General features: G+C 71.1%; 13 protein-coding genes. 6 read left to right on the top strand and 7 right to left on the bottom strand.

The window, feature by feature from the left end; all coding sequences use genetic code 11:
* Positions 1-62: 62 nt before the first annotated feature.
* On the top strand, positions 63-1784 hold the full coding sequence (locus ACWGIH_RS29725) for a SulP family inorganic anion transporter (protein WP_453442676.1): 1722 nt from the start codon (positions 63-65) through the stop codon (positions 1782-1784).
* A gap of 6 nt (positions 1785-1790) precedes the next feature.
* Here ACWGIH_RS29725 and ACWGIH_RS29720 read toward each other — a convergent pair whose 3' ends face one another.
* The 3 genes from ACWGIH_RS29720 to ACWGIH_RS29710 are packed head-to-tail and all read right to left on the bottom strand — an operon-like array spanning position 1791 to position 7460.
* Complete coding sequence (locus ACWGIH_RS29720; protein ID WP_453442678.1) at positions 1791-3272, bottom strand: alpha-amylase; 1482 nt, start codon at positions 3270-3272, stop codon at positions 1791-1793.
* A complete protein-coding gene (locus tag ACWGIH_RS29715; RefSeq protein WP_453442679.1) occupies positions 3269-5962 on the bottom strand; it encodes an MGH1-like glycoside hydrolase domain-containing protein in 2694 nt (897 codons plus the stop codon). Before ACWGIH_RS29715 ends, ACWGIH_RS29720 begins: the two co-directional genes overlap by 4 nt.
* A gap of 19 nt (positions 5963-5981) precedes the next feature.
* The gene (locus ACWGIH_RS29710; RefSeq protein WP_453442681.1) at positions 5982-7460 is read right to left on the bottom strand and encodes a hypothetical protein; all 1479 of its coding nucleotides are present in this window, start codon (positions 7458-7460) and stop codon (positions 5982-5984) included.
* 135 nt (positions 7461-7595) lie between these two features.
* Between ACWGIH_RS29710 and ACWGIH_RS29705 the strand changes: the two genes are divergently transcribed.
* The 3 genes from ACWGIH_RS29705 to ACWGIH_RS29695 all read left to right on the top strand — a co-directional run bounded on the left by ACWGIH_RS29705 (position 7596) and on the right by ACWGIH_RS29695 (position 11093).
* On the top strand, positions 7596-8150 hold the full coding sequence (locus ACWGIH_RS29705) for a DUF1269 domain-containing protein (RefSeq protein ID WP_453442682.1): 555 nt from the start codon (positions 7596-7598) through the stop codon (positions 8148-8150).
* Positions 8150-8635, top strand: coding sequence for a DUF1269 domain-containing protein (locus ACWGIH_RS29700; RefSeq protein WP_453442684.1), 486 nt, complete (start codon positions 8150-8152; stop codon positions 8633-8635). The genes ACWGIH_RS29705 and ACWGIH_RS29700 overlap by 1 nt, the downstream gene beginning before the upstream one ends.
* Positions 8636-8792: 157 nt before the next feature.
* Positions 8793-11093, top strand: coding sequence for a LuxR C-terminal-related transcriptional regulator (locus ACWGIH_RS29695; protein ID WP_453442686.1), 2301 nt, complete (start codon positions 8793-8795; stop codon positions 11091-11093).
* Positions 11094-11133: 40 nt separating this feature from the next.
* Here ACWGIH_RS29695 and ACWGIH_RS29690 read toward each other — a convergent pair whose 3' ends face one another.
* Together ACWGIH_RS29690 and ACWGIH_RS29685 are read right to left on the bottom strand one after the other, a co-directional pair.
* Positions 11134-11598 carry a LuxR C-terminal-related transcriptional regulator gene (locus ACWGIH_RS29690; protein ID WP_453442687.1) on the bottom strand — a complete coding sequence of 155 codons (465 nt, stop codon included), beginning with the start codon at positions 11596-11598 and terminating at the stop codon, positions 11134-11136.
* Positions 11599-11703: 105 nt separating this feature from the next.
* Positions 11704-11967, bottom strand: coding sequence for a hypothetical protein (locus tag ACWGIH_RS29685; protein ID WP_453442689.1), 264 nt, complete (start codon positions 11965-11967; stop codon positions 11704-11706).
* Positions 11968-12149: 182 nt separating this feature from the next.
* On the opposite strand from ACWGIH_RS29685, the gene ACWGIH_RS29680 reads away from it, so the two are divergent.
* A complete protein-coding gene (locus ACWGIH_RS29680) occupies positions 12150-12611 on the top strand; it encodes a DUF7144 family membrane protein (protein ID WP_453442691.1) in 462 nt (153 codons plus the stop codon).
* Here the strand turns inward: ACWGIH_RS29680 and ACWGIH_RS29675 are convergent.
* The gene (locus tag ACWGIH_RS29675; RefSeq protein ID WP_453442693.1) at positions 12604-13908 is read right to left on the bottom strand and encodes a diacylglycerol/lipid kinase family protein; all 1305 of its coding nucleotides are present in this window, start codon (positions 13906-13908) and stop codon (positions 12604-12606) included. The two genes, ACWGIH_RS29680 and ACWGIH_RS29675, sit on opposite strands and share 8 nt — an antisense overlap.
* Positions 13909-14032: 124 nt before the next feature.
* Here ACWGIH_RS29675 and ACWGIH_RS29670 point away from each other — a divergent pair, with 124 nt between their 5' ends.
* Complete coding sequence (locus ACWGIH_RS29670) at positions 14033-15436, top strand: DUF2252 domain-containing protein (protein ID WP_453442694.1); 1404 nt, start codon at positions 14033-14035, stop codon at positions 15434-15436.
* Here the strand turns inward: ACWGIH_RS29670 and ACWGIH_RS29665 are convergent.
* On the bottom strand, positions 15428-16234 hold the full coding sequence (locus ACWGIH_RS29665) for a YhjD/YihY/BrkB family envelope integrity protein (RefSeq protein ID WP_453442696.1): 807 nt from the start codon (positions 16232-16234) through the stop codon (positions 15428-15430). The two genes, ACWGIH_RS29670 and ACWGIH_RS29665, sit on opposite strands and share 9 nt — an antisense overlap.
* Between the last annotated feature and the right edge of the window lie 105 nt (positions 16235-16339).

Here is a 16339-nt window from a genome sequence, read left to right as displayed (position 1 = left end):
GCGGCCCATGAGTGACGGACGGGCGCACCCATGCGCCGGGCGGGGGTGAGGAACCGGTGCATGTGCGCGGGACGCCGCCAGGGGTCAGGACGCTGCGGAGCTACCGCAAGGAGTGGCTGCTCAAGGACGTGGTCGCGGGCATTGTGCTGAGCACACTGCTCGTGCCACAGGGCATGGCGTACGCCGAGCTGGCCGGCCTGCCGCCGATCACCGGCCTGTACACCTCCGTGCTGTGTCTGCTCGCGTACGCCGTCGCAGGCCCCTCGCGCGTCCTGGTCCTCGGCCCCGACTCCTCGCTCGGCCCGATGATCGCCGCGACGGTCCTGCCCCTGCTCGTCGCGGACGGAGACAGTGGACGCGCGGTCGCGCTGGCCTCGGCGCTCGCCCTGATGGTCGGCGCGATCACGCTTCTCGCGGGGGTGGCGCGGCTCGGTTTCGTCGCCGACCTCATCTCCAGGCCCACCATGATCGGCTATATGAACGGCCTGGCCCTGACCATCCTCATCGGGCAGTTGCCCAAGCTGTTCGGCTTCTCGACCGACGGCGACGGTCTGATCGACGAGGTCGAGGCCTTCGTCCGGGGGATCGCGAAGGGCTCGACGGAGCCGGCCGCCCTCGCGGTCGGCGGCGGCTGCATCCTGGTGATCCTGCTGCTGCAACGGCTGATGCCGAAGATCCCGGCCGTCCTCGTCATGGTCGTGCTGGCCATCACCGCTTCCGTCGTCCTCGAACTGGACGAGCACGGCGTGAAGACCGTCGGCCGGCTCCCCGAGGGACTGCCGCCGTTCACGGTCCCGCAGATCGGCTGGGACGATCTGGGCCCGCTGTTCGTCGGCGCGGTGGGCATCGCCCTGGTGTCCCTGGCCGACACCATCTCCAACGCGTCCGCCTTCGCGGCCCGCAGCGGTCAGCAGGTGCGCGGCAACGACGAGATGATCGCGATCGGCACGGCGAACATGGCCGCGGGCCTGTTCCAGGGTTTCCCCGTGAGCACCAGCGGCTCCCGTACGGCCGTCGCCGAGCGGGCCGGGGCCAAGACGCAGCTCACCGGGCTGGTCGGCGCGGGCCTGATCGTCCTCATGCTCGTGCTGCTGCCGGGGCTGTTCCGCGACCTGCCGCAGCCCGCGCTCGCCGCGGTGGTCATCACGGCCTCGCTCTCACTGGCCGACCTCGCGGGCACGACGCGGCTGTGGCGTCAACGCAAGGCGGAGTTCTGGCTGTGCATCGCGGCGTTCCTCGGAGTGGCGCTGCTCGGTGTCCTGCCGGGGATCGCGGTCGCGGTGGGCCTGTCCATCCTGAACGTCTTCCGGCGCGCCTGGTGGCCCTACAGCACCGTGCTGGGGCGCGTGTCCGGCCTGGAGGGCTATCACGACGTACGGTCGCACCCGACCGCCCGACGGCTGCCGGGACTGGTGATCATCCGCTTCGACGCGCCGCTGTTCTTCGCCAACGCCAAGTCGTTCCGCGAAGAGGTCCTGCGGTACACGCATGCCGAAACGGCTCCGCGGCGCGTGCTGATCGCGGCGGAGCCGGTGACCGACGTGGACACCACGGCGGCGGACGTCCTGGAGGAGTTGGACGCGGCCCTCCGGGAGCTGGGCGTGGACCTGGTCTTCGCCGAGCTCAAGGACCCGGTGCGGCAGAAGGTCGAGCGCTACGGGCTGGCCCGTACCTTCCACGCGCACCGCTTCTACCCGACCGTGGAGGGCGCGGTGGAGGCCTTCCGCGCGGAGAGCGGCGCGGACTGGGCCCCGCCGGACCTGCCGGCCGGAGACGAGAGCTGAGCGAGGTCAGCCCGCCGCGACGACCGAGAGCAGATGCGTGCCCCACGGAGGAACGTCGACGTACAGCCCGCTCGCCGTCAGCTCCGCACCCGAACGCTCGTACCGCTCGGCGTCGAGCAGCCCGACCAACTCGCATGCCCCTTGCCCCAGTTCACTCCAGGGCAGCCGGATGCGTGCCTGCGCCGGGTGTTCCGAGAGGTTCACCACGGTCAGGAACCGCCCGGCCTCGCCGGACCAGCACGAGGCGATCAGATCACGGCCCGAGTCGTTGTCGGGCCAGCCGTCGCCGTCCAGGAGCTGCCAGCGTCCCGTCCGCATGCCGCTGCGGTGCACGCTCGAGAGCAGCCGCTCGTAGAACGCCTTCAGGGAAGGGTCCGCCGGCTCTTCGGGACGGCGGTCGAGGAAGACCGGCAGGTGCACGCGGCGCCCGGTGAACTGGCCCTCGTGCCACAGCGTCGCGCCGGGCAGTGTGGCGATCAGGACGGCCGCCGCCCGCTCCTTGGCCATGGGCAGTGTCCGCGCGGCCCGCGGCTCGTCGTGGTTCTCCAGGAACCGGACGAGTCCACGCTGGTACGGCTCGTCGGCCCGCAGGTGCGCCCGCACCGACTCGGCGCTCTCGTTCAGCACCCGGTCGTACAGACGCTTGTCGTAGCAGAAGTCGAACCCCTGCTGCTGCAGGGGCCATTCGAGGTCCCAGTACGCCTCGGCGGCGAAGAGCATGTGGGGGTGGTGACGGCGGACGGCGGCCATCACCTCGGGCCAGAAGTCCTCCTGCGGCACAGGCCCCGCCCGCTCACCCCATGTCCGCGCGAAGACGTCGTTCATCATCAGCATCGCCATGTCGCAGCGCACCCCGTCGCAGATACGGCCGATGCCGTCCAGCACCTCGGCGGTCGCCTGTCGCAGGGCGGGGGCGAAGGCGTTCAGCTGCACCACGTCCGGCCAGGGCGGGAAGAACGGGTCGCGACCCCGGGCGAGCACGGCACGCCCGGTGTCGAGGAACCCGGCCGGATCACGCCGGGCGTCCTCGGCGTCCCCCTGCACGAAGTACTCGGGGTGCTCGTCCACCCAAGGGCTGTCCGGAGCCACGTGGTTGGGCACGTAGTCGAGCAGCAGTCCGACTCCCCTGCGGTCGAGTTCGGTGCGGGCCGCGGCCAGCCCCGCGGGGCCGCCGAGCGCCGCGTCGACCTCGTAGCGGCGGATGCAGTACGGCGACCCGGCGATGTCCTCCTCGCCGATGCCCGGGACGGCCTCGGCGAACGCGCCGCGCAGCGCCGGGTCCTGCAGGGCGATGGCGCGCCCCCGCGGGCTGCGCTCCCACACGCCCATCAGCCAGACGGCGTCGACACCGGTGGGCGTGATCTCGTCCCAGACCTCCTTTGGCACGTCCGCCAGATCGGCCGGGCCGCCGGTGCGCAGGGCGGTCTCCCTCAGCCATACGCGGGTGTTGACCTCGTGCACGACGGGTTGCGCGGGCAACTGGGTCATGGGTTCTGCCTCCTGCCTGAGCCGGAACGGAAGTCGTCAGGGCCGAGCGTGCCGAACACCTTCATGAGAGCCGCGACCAGGCCGGTCCAGCCCGTCTGGTGCGAAGCACCGAGTCCGGCGCCGTTGTCGCCGTGGAAGTACTCGTAGAAGGAGATCAGGTCCCGCCAGTGGGGGTCGTCCGTGAACTTCCGCTGGCCTCCGTACACGGGACGCCGTCCGTCGTCGCCGCTCAGGAAGATCCGGGCGAGCCGTCCGGTGATGTCCTCGGCGACCTCGTACAGGTTCTTGCGCACTCCCGAGCCGGTCGGGCACTCGACGGTGAAGTCGTCGCCGTAGAAGCCGTAGAGGTTGAGCAGCCCCCGGATGATGAGCGCGTTCATCGGCATCCAGACCGGGCCGCGCCAGTTGGAGTTGCCGCCGAACATGCCGGTGTCCGACTCGGCGGGCAGATAGCCGACCTTGTACTCCTCGCCGTGCACCCAGAACGTGTACGGGTGCTCGGCGTGATGGCGGGAGAGCGCCCTGACCCCGTAAGGGCTCAGGAACTCATCCTCGGACAGGAGCCGGGCGAGCACGCGCACCAGTTTCTTCTCGTCCAGGACGGACAGCAGCCGCGGGCCGCCGGCGGTGCCGGACTGCGCCGCGGTCATCGTCACGGACAGCGAGGGGTGGCGCTCGGCGAACCGCCGCAACCGGTCGCCGAGACCGGAGATGCGCTCGAGCTGATCGGGCTGGAAGACGGTCGACGCACACAGCGGCAGCAGCCCCACCATGGAGCGCACCTTCAGCCGCACCGCCTGCCCGTCGGGCAGCCGCAGCACGTCGTAGTAGAACCCGTCCTCCTCGTCCCACAGCTCGTCGTGCAGGTCACCGACCCGGTCCATCGACGCCGCGATCCACAGGTAGTGCTCGACGAACTTCAGGACCAGGTCTTCGTAGGCCGGGTTGAGTTCGACGAGCTCCATCGCGATCTGAAGCATCGACTGGCAGTACAGCGCCATCCACGCGGTGCCGTCCGCCTGTTCCAGGGTGCCGCCGGTGGGCAGGGGGGCGCTGCGGTCGAAGACGCCGATGTTGTCGAGGCCGAGGAAGCCGCCCTGGAAGATGTTGCGGCCGCCGGGGTCCTTGCGGTTGACCCACCAGGTGAAGTTCGTGAGCAGCTTCTGGAAGGTGCGTTCCAGGAAGGCCCGGTCGGCCTGGCCGGTCGTTCCCTTCTCCATCGTGTACACGAAGTACGCGGCCCAGGCATGCACGGGCGGATTGACGTCGCCGAAGTTCCACTCGTACGCGGGGATCTGTCCGTTGGGGTGCAAGTAGGCGTCGCGCAGCAGTAGTTCGAGTTGCTCCTTGGCGAAGCCGACGTCGACGACCGACAGGCCCACGGCGTGGAACGCCAGGTCCCAGGCTGCGAACCAGGGGTATTCCCATTTGTCCGGCATGGAGACGATGTCGTCGCTCACCATGTGGAACCACTCCTGGTTGCGCATCCCCGGGCGCGGGGGGCTCCACGGGGTCAACTCGTGCTCGGCCAGCCACTTTTCCAGGTCGAAGCCGTAGTACTGCTTGGACCAGAGCATGCCGGACAGGGCCTGGCGCAGCACGCGTGCCTCGTCCTCACTCGCCCGCTCGGGCGTCAACTCGCCGTAGAACGCGTCGGCTTCGGCGATGCGGTCGGTGAAGACCGTGTCGAAGCCGCGCGACAGGGAAAGCCTCGCGTCCGCGGGGCCAAGGCGCAGCCGCAGTGTCCGTGACCCTCCCGCGGGGACGTCGAGCGTGTGGTGGGCGGCGGCCTTGGTGCCCTCACGCGCCGGGTTGACGGCGCTTTCCTCCCCGTCGACGACGTACCGGCCGATGGCGTTCTTGACGTAGGGAGAGGCGTTGGGCGAGCCGAAGCAACGTTCGTTGTCGGTCTCGTTCTCCGTGAACAGCAGCGGCACCCCGTCGGCGCACCGCAGGTCGTAGCTGCCGAGCTCGGGGTGGTCGGCCCGGATCGTCGGGTGCGGCCCCTCGACGGCCCGCAGCCGTGGCCCGCCCCGCTCGTCGTGCTGCTCGCCCCAGGACCAGGTGTTGCGGAACCACAGCGTCGGCAGGACGTGCAGGCTCGCCTCTTCGGGGCCGCGGTTGTCGACGGTGATCCGCATCAGGATGTCGTCGTGGTCCGCCTTGGCGTACTCCACCGTGACGTCGAAGTACCGGTCGTCGTCGAACACTCCGGTGTCCATGAGCTCGTACTCGAACTCCTGGCGCGTGCGGTCCCGGTTGACGGACACGAGGTCGTTGTACGGGAACTCCGCCTGCGGGTACTTGTAGAGATACCGCAGGTAGGAGTGGCTGGGGGTGCTGTCGAGGTAGAAGTAGTACTCCTTGACGTCCTCGCCGTGGTTGCCCTCGCCGTTGGTGAGTCCGAAGGCGCGCTCCTTGAGGATCGGGTCGCGGCCGTTCCACAGAGCGAGGGCCAGGCACAGGCGCTGCTTGTCGTCGCAGATGCCGCCGAGACCGTCCTCGCCCCACCGGTAGGCGCGTGAACGCGCGTGTTCGTGGGGGAAGTAGGACCAGGCGTCACCGCCTGGGCTGTAGTCCTCTCGGACCGTGCCCCATTGCCGTTCGCTCAGATACGGGCCCCATAGGCGCGACCGTGCGCTGCCGTCACCGATCGGTCCGATCCGCCCGGCGTGCGTCCGCGTCTTCATGCGCGTCTCCCTGCCTCGGTCAACCGGATGCGCCAGTCTTCGCGGGGGCCTGACGCCCCGCCTCACCTTCGCGGGGTGAGCCTTCCCCGCCTGTGCCTTCCCCGCCGGTGCCTTCCGCGCCTGTGTCTTCGGGCGACACGCCTTCCGCGCGGACGACAAGGGTCAGCCCGATCGCGTACGCGGCCAGCAGCGCGCCGACCACGAACAACGCCGTCCACGACGACAGCACCAGGGCGATCAGGGCCGCCACGACGACGCCGGCCACCCGCAGCACGTCGGCGTGGTGCGCCAGCCACGGCCGCACCCGCGTACCGTCCACCCGGTCGCCCGCCTTGGACAGGACGTGCCCCGTGGCCCGCGCGCCCTGCGCCGCGTACCGGCGCAGCGCCTTGGGCAGGCGCCCCGGTCCCACCAGGTACGCCAGCACGGCGATGCCGACACCCAGCCACAGCAGCTGGTCGCCGCGGTCACGCAGGGTCTCGAACACGGTCCACATCGCGGCGCGCGCGCCGTCGCGGTAGACGCCGTCCGGCACCTGCCCGAGCAGTTGGTCGCGGACCGCCCGCAGCACGGCCGTCAGCACGGTGACGGTCACCACCAGCCACAGTCCGAGCTGGAGGAGGGTGCGCCGGCGCCGGGGGGAGATCCACAGGGCGAGTCCGAGCAGCAGCGGCACGGCGATCACCAGGCCGACCACGGCACGTTTGAACAGCAGGACGGCCTCCTGCAGTTGGCCCAGCTCGTTCCGGTTGTAGATCCGGATCTGCGCGAAGTTCTCGGGCAGTGACACGTCGAGCGCCGTCTCGATGCGGTCGTGCAGGCCCGGCGGGATCTCGCCGGAGGAGAGGGGCGGCAGGTCCAGCTTCTTGCCGAACATGGTGGGCAGTCGCTCCTCCAGGGACCGCAGGACGTTGTTGACCACCGGCAGCAGGTTCAGGGTGACCGTGTCGCCGTCCACCCTGACGTTCTCGTTGCGCTTCTCCAGCACTTCGACGATCCGCTCGTGGGCGCGGCGGTTCGTCGCGCGCCACAGCTCCTGGAACCGGTCGTTGGCGATGAGCTTGGAGATCGAGTCCCGCACATGGTCGTGGACCGCCCCGGTGACCGGCGCCGCGAGGAAGGAGGCGCGCGGGGGCAGGGCGTCGGCCAGCCGCTGCTCGACGTCCAGCTGATCGAAGATCTCGCGCGTCAGATACGTGGAGACGGCGGCGTTGACGTCGGGGTCCTCGGGCAGCGGCCCCACCGTGGCGATCCAGCGGTCGGTGTCGAGGGTGGTCCGCGACCCCCACACCCCCACGATCGAGGTGACCGCGAGGACGGCGACCAGGGCGATCAGTACGGCGGCGACGGCACGCCGGACGGCCAGCAGACGAACCCGCCGCCGCCGCTCGGTGCCCGAGCGGTCCCGCAGTCGGTCGACCTCGGCGCGCAGGCGCTCGAGCTCGGACTCGGTGGCGCTGCTCTGGCTGTGACCCTCTGGTGTCTGTGGCTGCGTCATGGGCGTGGCACCTCCGCCCCCCACCGTCAGGGCGTCCGCGCCCGCTTCCTTCACCTGCGGCGGGTGACGCGCCACCCCGGGGGTCGACGCTGTGATGACGGACGTGACAGCGGCAATCCCCCGAGAGGAGACACGATGGCTGGGATCGGACCGGTACAACTCCTGACGGTCGAGTTCGGCCCCGACGCCAAGTTCGAGGGACGGATCATCGAGGAGTTGGCGATTCTCGAGGCGAACGGACAGATCCGCGTCCTCGACATGCTCTTCGTCCGCAAGGAACCCGACGGCAATCTGTTCTCCCTCGACTTCCAGGCGGAAGGGATGGGCGAGACGGTGGCCGCGCTGCTCGGCATCACGGCCGAGGAGGTCCGGGGCGCGGAGGAGGCCTACCCGAGCCTGGCCGGGGGGAATGCCTTCGGGCTCACCCTGGACGAGATCAGGGAGATGGGCGAGTCCCTCGACCCGGGGGCCGCGGCGGCCTTCGTCCTGCTGGAGCACATCTGGGCCAAGTACCTGCGCAAGGCCCTCCGTGACGCCGGTGCCGTACCCGTCGCCGAGGGTTTCCTCACCGACGAGGCACTGGCCCCCGTCCTGACCGCACTCACCGCAATGGCACAGAAGTTGGGCGACCCGGTCACACCCCAGGTACGGCCGGACCCGACGACCCGCAACCAACGCAGGAGGTCCTGATGGCCGATCTCGTCGTGCTCGGATTCGCGGACAAGGAGAAGGCGGAAGGAGTTCTGCGGCTCTCCAAGGAACTGGCCCGCCAGGAACTGCTCGACCTGGAGGACGCGGCGCTCGCCTGGCGCACCATGGACGGCAAGATCCATGTGCGCCAGACGTTCGGCACCACGTCCACCGGCGCGGCCGGCGGGGCCCTGTGGGGCTCGCTGTTCGGGCTCCTCTTCCTGATGCCGGTCTTCGGTGCCGCGGTGGGGGCCGCCACCGGCGCCATCGCGGGAAAGCTCAGCGACATCGGCATCAACGACGCCTTCGTCAAGGAGATCGCCGGCACGCTCGAACCAGGCCGTGCCGCCGTCTTCGCCCTCGTCCGGCGCTCCACCCCGGACCGCGTCCGTGACGCCGTACGCCCCTTCAACCCCTCCGTGATCCGCACCTCCCTCACCAAGGACCGGGAGGAGGAACTGGTCGCGGCACTCCAGCCGAAGTGACCCGAGCGGCCCGCCGCACCGGACCGAGCGCTCCGACAGGCGCCGTCTCCCCCGGAACTTCACCCGGGTGAGATGGCGCCTGCCGCGCGTTCACGCCGTCGTGTGCGCCCCATACTTGCCGAGCCGCACCACTTGCTCCGAGAGCGAGGTGCCGTCCATGGTCGAGTACTCACCGCCTTCACATGACAGCGTTCCGGCCCCTTCATCCGTCGATACGGCGCCCGCAGTACCGACCTGGATCGTCCCCAGGCCCCGATTGACCGACCGCCTCGCCCGGGGCGTCCGCGGACCGCTGACGGTGATCGTGGGCCCCGTCGGCGCCGGCAAGACGGCCCTCGCCCTGGAGTGGGCGCACAGCCGGCGGCTGCCCGGCCCGCTCGCCTGGGTCACCTGCGACGGACGGACCGAGCAGTCCTGCGTCTTCTGGCCGCGCGTGATCAACACGCTGCGCGAGGCCGGTCTCGACCTGCCCGAACCGCACGGCGAGCAGGCGGAACCGCTGCTCGTGGCGGCGCTCGCCGCCGATCTGAGCAGGTGCGGCGAGCAGATCGTCCTGGTCCTCGACGACTTCCAGCCCGCTCCCGGCTCCCCGATCGCGGAGGGCGTCAGCAGCCTCCTGCGACACCTGCCGGGACTGCTGCATCTGATCGTGCTGGCCCGCCGGGACCCTCCCCTGCACCTGCACCGCGGACGGCTCACCAGCGAGGTCACCGAACTGCGCACCGGCGACCTGGCCTTCGACGACCAGGAGACGGCGGCGCTCCTCGCGCAGCACGGCATCGACGTGCCGAAGCAGACGGTCAGCGCGCTGCGGCGGCGTACGGACGGCTGGGCCGCGGGACTGCGCCTCGCCGCGATGTCCATGGAGAAGCAGAGCGATCCCGAGCGGTTCGTGGCACATTTCGCCGGGGACGACGAGGCCATCGCCAGTTATCTCGTCGAGGAGGTGCTCGATCTGCAGCCCGCGGGCATGCGCCGGCTGCTGCTCACGACGAGCGTGCTCGACCAGATGAACGCCGAACTGGCGGTGGAGCTCTCGGGGGAGGACGCCGGTCGGCACTTCGCCTCGCTCGTCCGGGAGAACTCGTTCCTGCAGCCCGTCGGCCACGGCTGGTACCGCTGCCACCAGATGTTCGCCGACGTCCTGCGGATGTGCCTGCGCCACGAGAAGCCCGGCCTGGTCGCCCCGTTGCACCGCCGTGCCGCGGCCTGGCTCGGGGAGCACGGACGGCTGGCCGACGCCGTGCGGCACCTGCTCGCCGCGGGCGACTGGGACCAGACGGGGCGGCTGATCGTGGACCGTCTGGCGATCGGCCAGGTGCTCGGCCTCACCAAGCTGCGGCTGCCGGGTGAGCTGACCGGACGGCCACCCGAACCACCTGCGACGGGAGACCCCGAACCCGCGCTGCTCGCCGCGGCGGTCGCCCGCGCACGCGACGACGACCAGCTGTGCCGCCGGTATCTCGACCTGGCCGGCGGGCTGCTGGCCGACCTGACGGCGGACGAGGAGCGCACGGCCCGGTGCCGCTTGGCCCATGCCCTGATCCGCATGGAACAGCTGCGCTCCCCGAGCCCCCTGGAGGCGCGTGCCGCGGCGGCCGACGCGCAGTCCGCCCTCGCGCATCTGCCCCCCTCATCCCTCACGCCCCATCCCGAGATCATCGCGCTCACGTTGACGATCCGCGGCGGCGGCGAACTGCGGTCCGGCAGCCTCAAGGCCGCGGAAGCCTCCCTCACCGGAGCGCTCAAGGCCGCGGGAGCCGCCGGAAACGGCGCGCTGCGCCGGGACTGCCTCGTCGAGCTCGCGCTCCTCGAAGCGCTCCGCGGCCGTTTCCGTGCCGCCGGCGAACTCGCCGCCCAGGCCACCCAGCCCTCCCTGCCCACCTGGGCCGTTGCCGAGCGCGCGCAGGCCTCCCTGCACCTGGTGCGCGCCTGGGTCGAGCTCGCGCGCGCCGAGCCCGGCCGGGCCAGACACGAACTGCGCGCCGCCGGTGCCGTATTGGGAGGGCGGCCCGACGCCTTCCTCTCCGAGGTCGGCTCGCTGGCGACGGGGCTCGCCACGGCGGCGGAGCAGAATGGCGCGGCGCCCGCCGCGATCGGCGAGGTGGTGGCCGCCTCCAGGCTGCCCAGGCCCGTGTTGCGGTCCCTCGCGCCGGCCTGCGTGTCCCTGCTCGACTCCACCCGCCACAAGGTCGCCACCGCCGCACCGCAGCGTACGAACGTCCGCCCGGGCCTCGCCCTCGCGGCCGTCACGCCGACGCACACCGAGCGACTCAGCGCCCGGGAGCGCGACGTCCTGAACCGGCTGGCGCAGATGATGACCACCGAGGAGATCGCCGAGGAGCTGTACCTCTCGGTGAACACGGTGAAGACGCACCTCAAGAGCGTCTACCGCAAGCTCTCCGTGACCCGGCGATCAGCCGCGGTCCGGCGGGCGCGCGAGCTTCAACTGCTCTGATTCCTAAGGCGTTTGGTGACGGCCGTCGGCCGGCCGACCTCTACACGAGCCCGAGCGTGCGGGCACGCTGCACGGCCTCGGCCCGGCAGCTGACGCCCAGCTTGCGGTACACGGAGCGCACGTGGCTCTTGACCGTGTTCACCGAGACGTACAAGTCGTCGGCGATCTGCCGCAGCGGCACCTCCTGCCGAAGCCGGCTCAGCACCACCAGCTCACGCCGCGTCAGTGGCTCCGCGGGCCGCCTCGCCGGCCGCTCCGGCTGCGCGGGCACCAGCGCGAGCACCGCGGCCGCCTCGCTCACCAGCGCACCCGCGCTGCGGACATCACCCACCTCCCCGGCGATCCGCACCAACGTGCCCGCGACCCACACCAGGCAGGTCGTCATCGTCGAGTCGGCCGTGTGGGCCTCCCGGCTGAGCACACTCAACTGGCCGTTCGGAGCGGGGACTTCACCTGCCGCTCTCGACGAGCCCTTTCCTCGATCCGCGCACAGCGCCGCGGACATGCCCCTCACCTCCCCATGTGCAGGGCATATTCACCATCCCTACACCGTGGGTCCGCCACAGCGGCTACGGAAGAGGCCGTTCGGCTTCATTTACCTGGTCCCGCTCTAGACGCCGCCCTCCGGCAAACGACGCACCTCGATGAGTTCCAGGCCAAGCGCCTGGATGCGGTCGAGGATCCCGTACAGGGCGGCCTGGTCGAGCCCCGCACCCATCAGTACCGTCTCGGCCGGGCGCGACACCACCGTCATCTCGACGAACGCCGAACGGAAAGCCTCGCCGATCCGGCCCCGGACGCGGATCTCGAAATCGGCGCCGCCAGGTGGTGTCCCTGCCGGTTCGGGCCCCGAGCCTTGCTGTGCCCCGCCCATGGCGCCACCTCCTGTGCGACGGCTCTGCCATCGGCCGCCATTCTCCTGGCAGCACGGCCGACGGCATCACCTTGTGCGGGTGACGGTGCCATCACCTGGACCTCCGGGGTCATCCCTTGCGGGTGAACCGGCCGGGCACCACCGGGCGGGATGCTCCGGATCCACCCAGGAGGAGGTTCGACATGACTGAGCGGATGTCACCGGGCCAGTCGCGTTCCGACCCGCCCGAACCGCAGCCCCGCGTCAATCCGGTCGCCGTCGGCGGTGTCGTCTTCGCGGTGTGCATATTGGGCATCATCGGCGCGTTCCACGCGATCGCGGGACTCACCGCGATCCTCGACGACAACTTCTACCAATCGCAGAGCGACTATCCCTTCGACTTCGACGTCAACCTCCGCGGCTGGGTCCAGATGCTCTCCGGCGTGCTGGTTCTCGCGGCGGCATTCAGCCTGTTCTCCGGCCACACCTGGGCCCGTGCGGTCGGGATCGGCGTCGCGGCGCTCAGCGCCATGGAGCACTTCTTCTTCACTCCGTACTACCCGATCTGGTCCGCCATCATCATCGCCCTGGACGTCCTGGTGATCTGGTCGCTGGCCACGTACGGCCACCGGCAGGCGCACAAGGTCTACGGGGCTCCTATGTAGCGGAGGTCAGCCCGAGCCTGACGAGCAGACGCCAGTCCAGGCGCGGGCGCTCCCGGTACAGCCCCGGCCGCAGCCGGGGCACGACCACACGCAGGGCCCCCGGCCGCACCTCGCAGTGCACGGGGGTCCTCAGGCGCACCGCCTCGCCGTCGATGCCGACCGGGATCTCCTCCTGATCGGCGTCGACGGTCACGGTGGTGGCCGTCGCCCGCGTCAGTCCGGCGGCCGACTCGCCGCGCAGCAGCCCCGCGGCCTGCGCGCCGCTGGCGACCCGGATGCCGACGCAGCCGAGGACCCCGCCGTCCATCCGTGTCCGGCGGCCGAGCCCGGCGATGTCGTTCGTGCCGTACGGGTTGTTGCTCACGAGCAGGGCCTGCGGGTCGGAGAAGTCGTGCTCCCCGGCACGCGCCGTCAGCCGCGCACCCTTGTGGCCCACGAGGAGGTCGGGCAGCAGCTGGAGGGTGGTGCGCGACTTGCCGTCCCGGTAGGCCGGGCTCTGCACCACCTCGGCGTACGCGCCGAACGACACGTTGTTGACGAAGGGCCGCCCCCCGGCCCGGCCGAGGTCCACCCGCAGCTCCACCCCGTCGTTCAGCGCGTCCAGGGCCGTCGACGGATCGTCGCGGTCCAGGCCCAGATCGAGGGCGAAGTGGTTGCGGGTGCCCGCCGGGATCACCAGGAAGGGCAGGTCGAGGGTGGCGGCGACATCGGCGACCAGCGCCTGGGTACCGTCCCCGCCGGCGACGCCGAGCAGATCGGCGCCCTCGGCCGCACAGGTGCGGGCGAGGGCGGCCACGTCGATCTCGCCGCTCCCCTCCAGCAGCACCACTTCGGCCCCGAGCGCGGCTGCCCGCTCGCGCAGCGAAAACCGGCCCACCTTGCCGCCCCCGGAACGCGGATTCATGATCAGGACCGGGTGGCGGAACCCGGAGGCCGGGCGCTCCGGCATCGGATCCGGGGCCTTGTGCCGGGCGAGGGCCGCACGGCCCGTGCCCGCCGCGAGGAGCCAGAGACCACCGGACAACAGGGCCACCCAGGTGAGTCTGGCCTGGGTGTACTCCACCAGCACCCAGACCGGGGCGGAGATGGCGAGCAGCACCGCGAGGATCCGCGGCAGGCCCCGCCTGCTGAGGATCCACCAGACCGCGGCGGCCGTGATCGCCAGGCCCGCGAGCCCCACGCCCAGCAAGGCGAAGGTCTTGACGCCCGCGAAAACTCCGAGCACCAGCACCGCGGCAGCGGCGGATGCCAGGGACGCACGGGCCAGCCATCGCTGTCCTCGCATCGTCGGTTCCATGCCCCTCAGTCTGCGGCCTCGGAGCCCGCGGGGCCTCACCCCTGGAAGGCGACCTCACACCGGTGGGGTGACGCCGTGCCGCCGCGCCGCGCCCAGAGTCCTCAGCGCCTGGAAGGAGCTCACCATGACCGAGACCACGCATCTTCATCTCACCCCGCGAGAGCGGGCGGCCCTGGGACGGGCCGGCCGGTCGCGTACCCGGCGGTCCGACCACGCCGAGTTCGCCCCCGCGCCGGACCGTCCCGACCCGGTCGACGTGATCGAGCGGCAGTCGGCGAGCCGGCTCCAGGAACTCGTGCCGATCCGTTACGGCCGCATGCTCGAGTCGCCGTTCCGCTTCTTCCGCGGAGCGGCCGCCATCATGGCCACCGACCTGGCCGCCACACCGGACAGCGGCCTGCGGGCCCAACTGTGCGGAGACGCCCACATGTTGAACTTCCGGCTGCTCGCCTCACCGGAGCGGCATCTGATGTTCGACGTCAACGACTTCGACGAGACGCTGCCCGGACCGTGGGAGTGGGACGTCAAACGCCTGGTGGTCAGCCTCGTGATCGCAGGGCGCGACAACGGCTTCAAGACCTCGGAGCGGGCCCGTGTGGTGCGCGCGACCGTCCGCTCGTACCGTGAGTCGATCAGGGAGTTCTCCCGGATGCCGACGCTCGCCGTGTGGTACTCGCAAATCGACGCGCAGGATCTGCACGCCCTGATGTCCGCCAAGCTCGACGCGCGTACGCGGCGGAGGGTGTCCAAGACGATCAGCAAGGCCCGCACCCGCGACCACCTCCAGGCCCTGGGGAAGCTGGCCCGGGTGGTCGACGGCCAGTTGCGGCTCGCGCCCGACCCGCCCCTGATCACTCCTCTCGACGACCTCATGCCGGGGGTCGAGCGCAAGCAACTGGAACACCAGCTGCGGGAGCTGGTCGACCGGTATGCGCTGACGCTGCCCGCCGACCGACGGGCCCTCCTGGCGCAGTACCGCGTGGTCGACATGGCCCGGAAGGTGGTCGGGGTGGGCAGCGTCGGGACCCGCTGCTGGATCATCCTGCTGCTCGGCCGCGACGACACCGACCCGCTCCTGCTGCAGGCGAAGGAAGCACAGCCGTCGGTGCTCGCGGAGTTCGCGGGCGCGAGCAGCCACCTCAACCAGGGGGAACGGGTCGTCGCCGGACAGCGTCTGATGCAGGCGACCAGCGACATGTTCCTGGGCTGGGAGCGGGTCGAGGGGCTCGACGGACGTGAACGCGACTTCTATCTGCGGCAGTTGCGGGACTGGAAGGCCATACCGCAGGCCGAGCTGATGACCCCCGACGTCATGCGTCTGTTCGGCCGGATGTGCGGGGCGACCCTCGCCCGGGCGCACGCGCGCTCCGGCGACCGGATCGCCGTCGCCGCCTACCTGGGCCACTCCGACGCCTTCGACCAGGCCCTGGCACGGTTCGCGGAGACGTACGCCGACCAGAACGAGCGCGACCACCGGGCGCTGAAGGCGGCGGTGCGGGCGGGCCGTGTGACCGCCGTGTCAGCGTGACGCTTCGTTCGCCGGGCCCAGCCGGCGTCGCAAGGGTTCCTCCTGGGCGAGTGTCCGGCCGACGGCGATGCCGAACACGACGATGGTGAAGAAGAGGATGAGCCAGGAGAGCATGGTGAAGACCGAGCCAAGGGCTCCGTAGCGATCCTCGCTCATCCGCAGCGCGCGGGGCAGCCACAGCCCCGAGAGCGCACAGAACGAGACCACGCCCGTGCCGGTCAGCACGGCCCCCGGCAGCAGGGGCAGCCAGGGAACTCGCCCGGCCAGGAGCAGATGCTGGGTCCACCACCACATCAGGACCGACGCAACCAGCTGCAGGGGGACCCCCAGGGCCGGGCCCGCGCCGAACGCCCGGTACAGCAGGCCCTGCACGATCAGCATCGCGACCCACACCAGAAGCCACACCGCCCAGCGCCAGGCCACCAGGCGCACGCCGGAGCGGGGCAGGTCCCAGGAGCGTTCACACGTCCGCTGCAGGGCCCGGGTGAAGGCGGTCGCCGACAGGAGCGCCACCAGCACGCCCGCGGCGCCCCAGCTGTGCGTCGAGGTGTCCCCGCCCCCGAGCGCACCCTGGGCCTGCGCCATCACAGGTCCACCGGAGCCCAGCATGGAGCGCAGCGAGCGCAGCAGTTCACGCCGGACGGCCTCCGGGCTGAACGAGGCCACCGCGATGAGCATGGGCAGCGCGGCCAGGAACGCCTGCGCCGCAAGGCGTGTCGACATGTCGAGGATGGTGACGTGGACGAGTTGCTGGACGACGCGCCCCGTCAGCGGCCGTGCCGCACCGGCGATCGGCATGACGGTGTCCTCTCCATAGCGGGAAGCACTCTCCTGCCGGGCACCCTCCGATCCGACGGCCCGCCGCACGCCCCCCGCTTCGGGTGAAGTGTGCCGGTGATAGCG

Source organism: Streptomyces sp. NPDC054872, assembly GCF_053610705.1.
The sequence above is the reverse complement of the archived record's forward strand: the minus strand, read 5'-3'. Positions and strand labels throughout refer to the sequence as shown.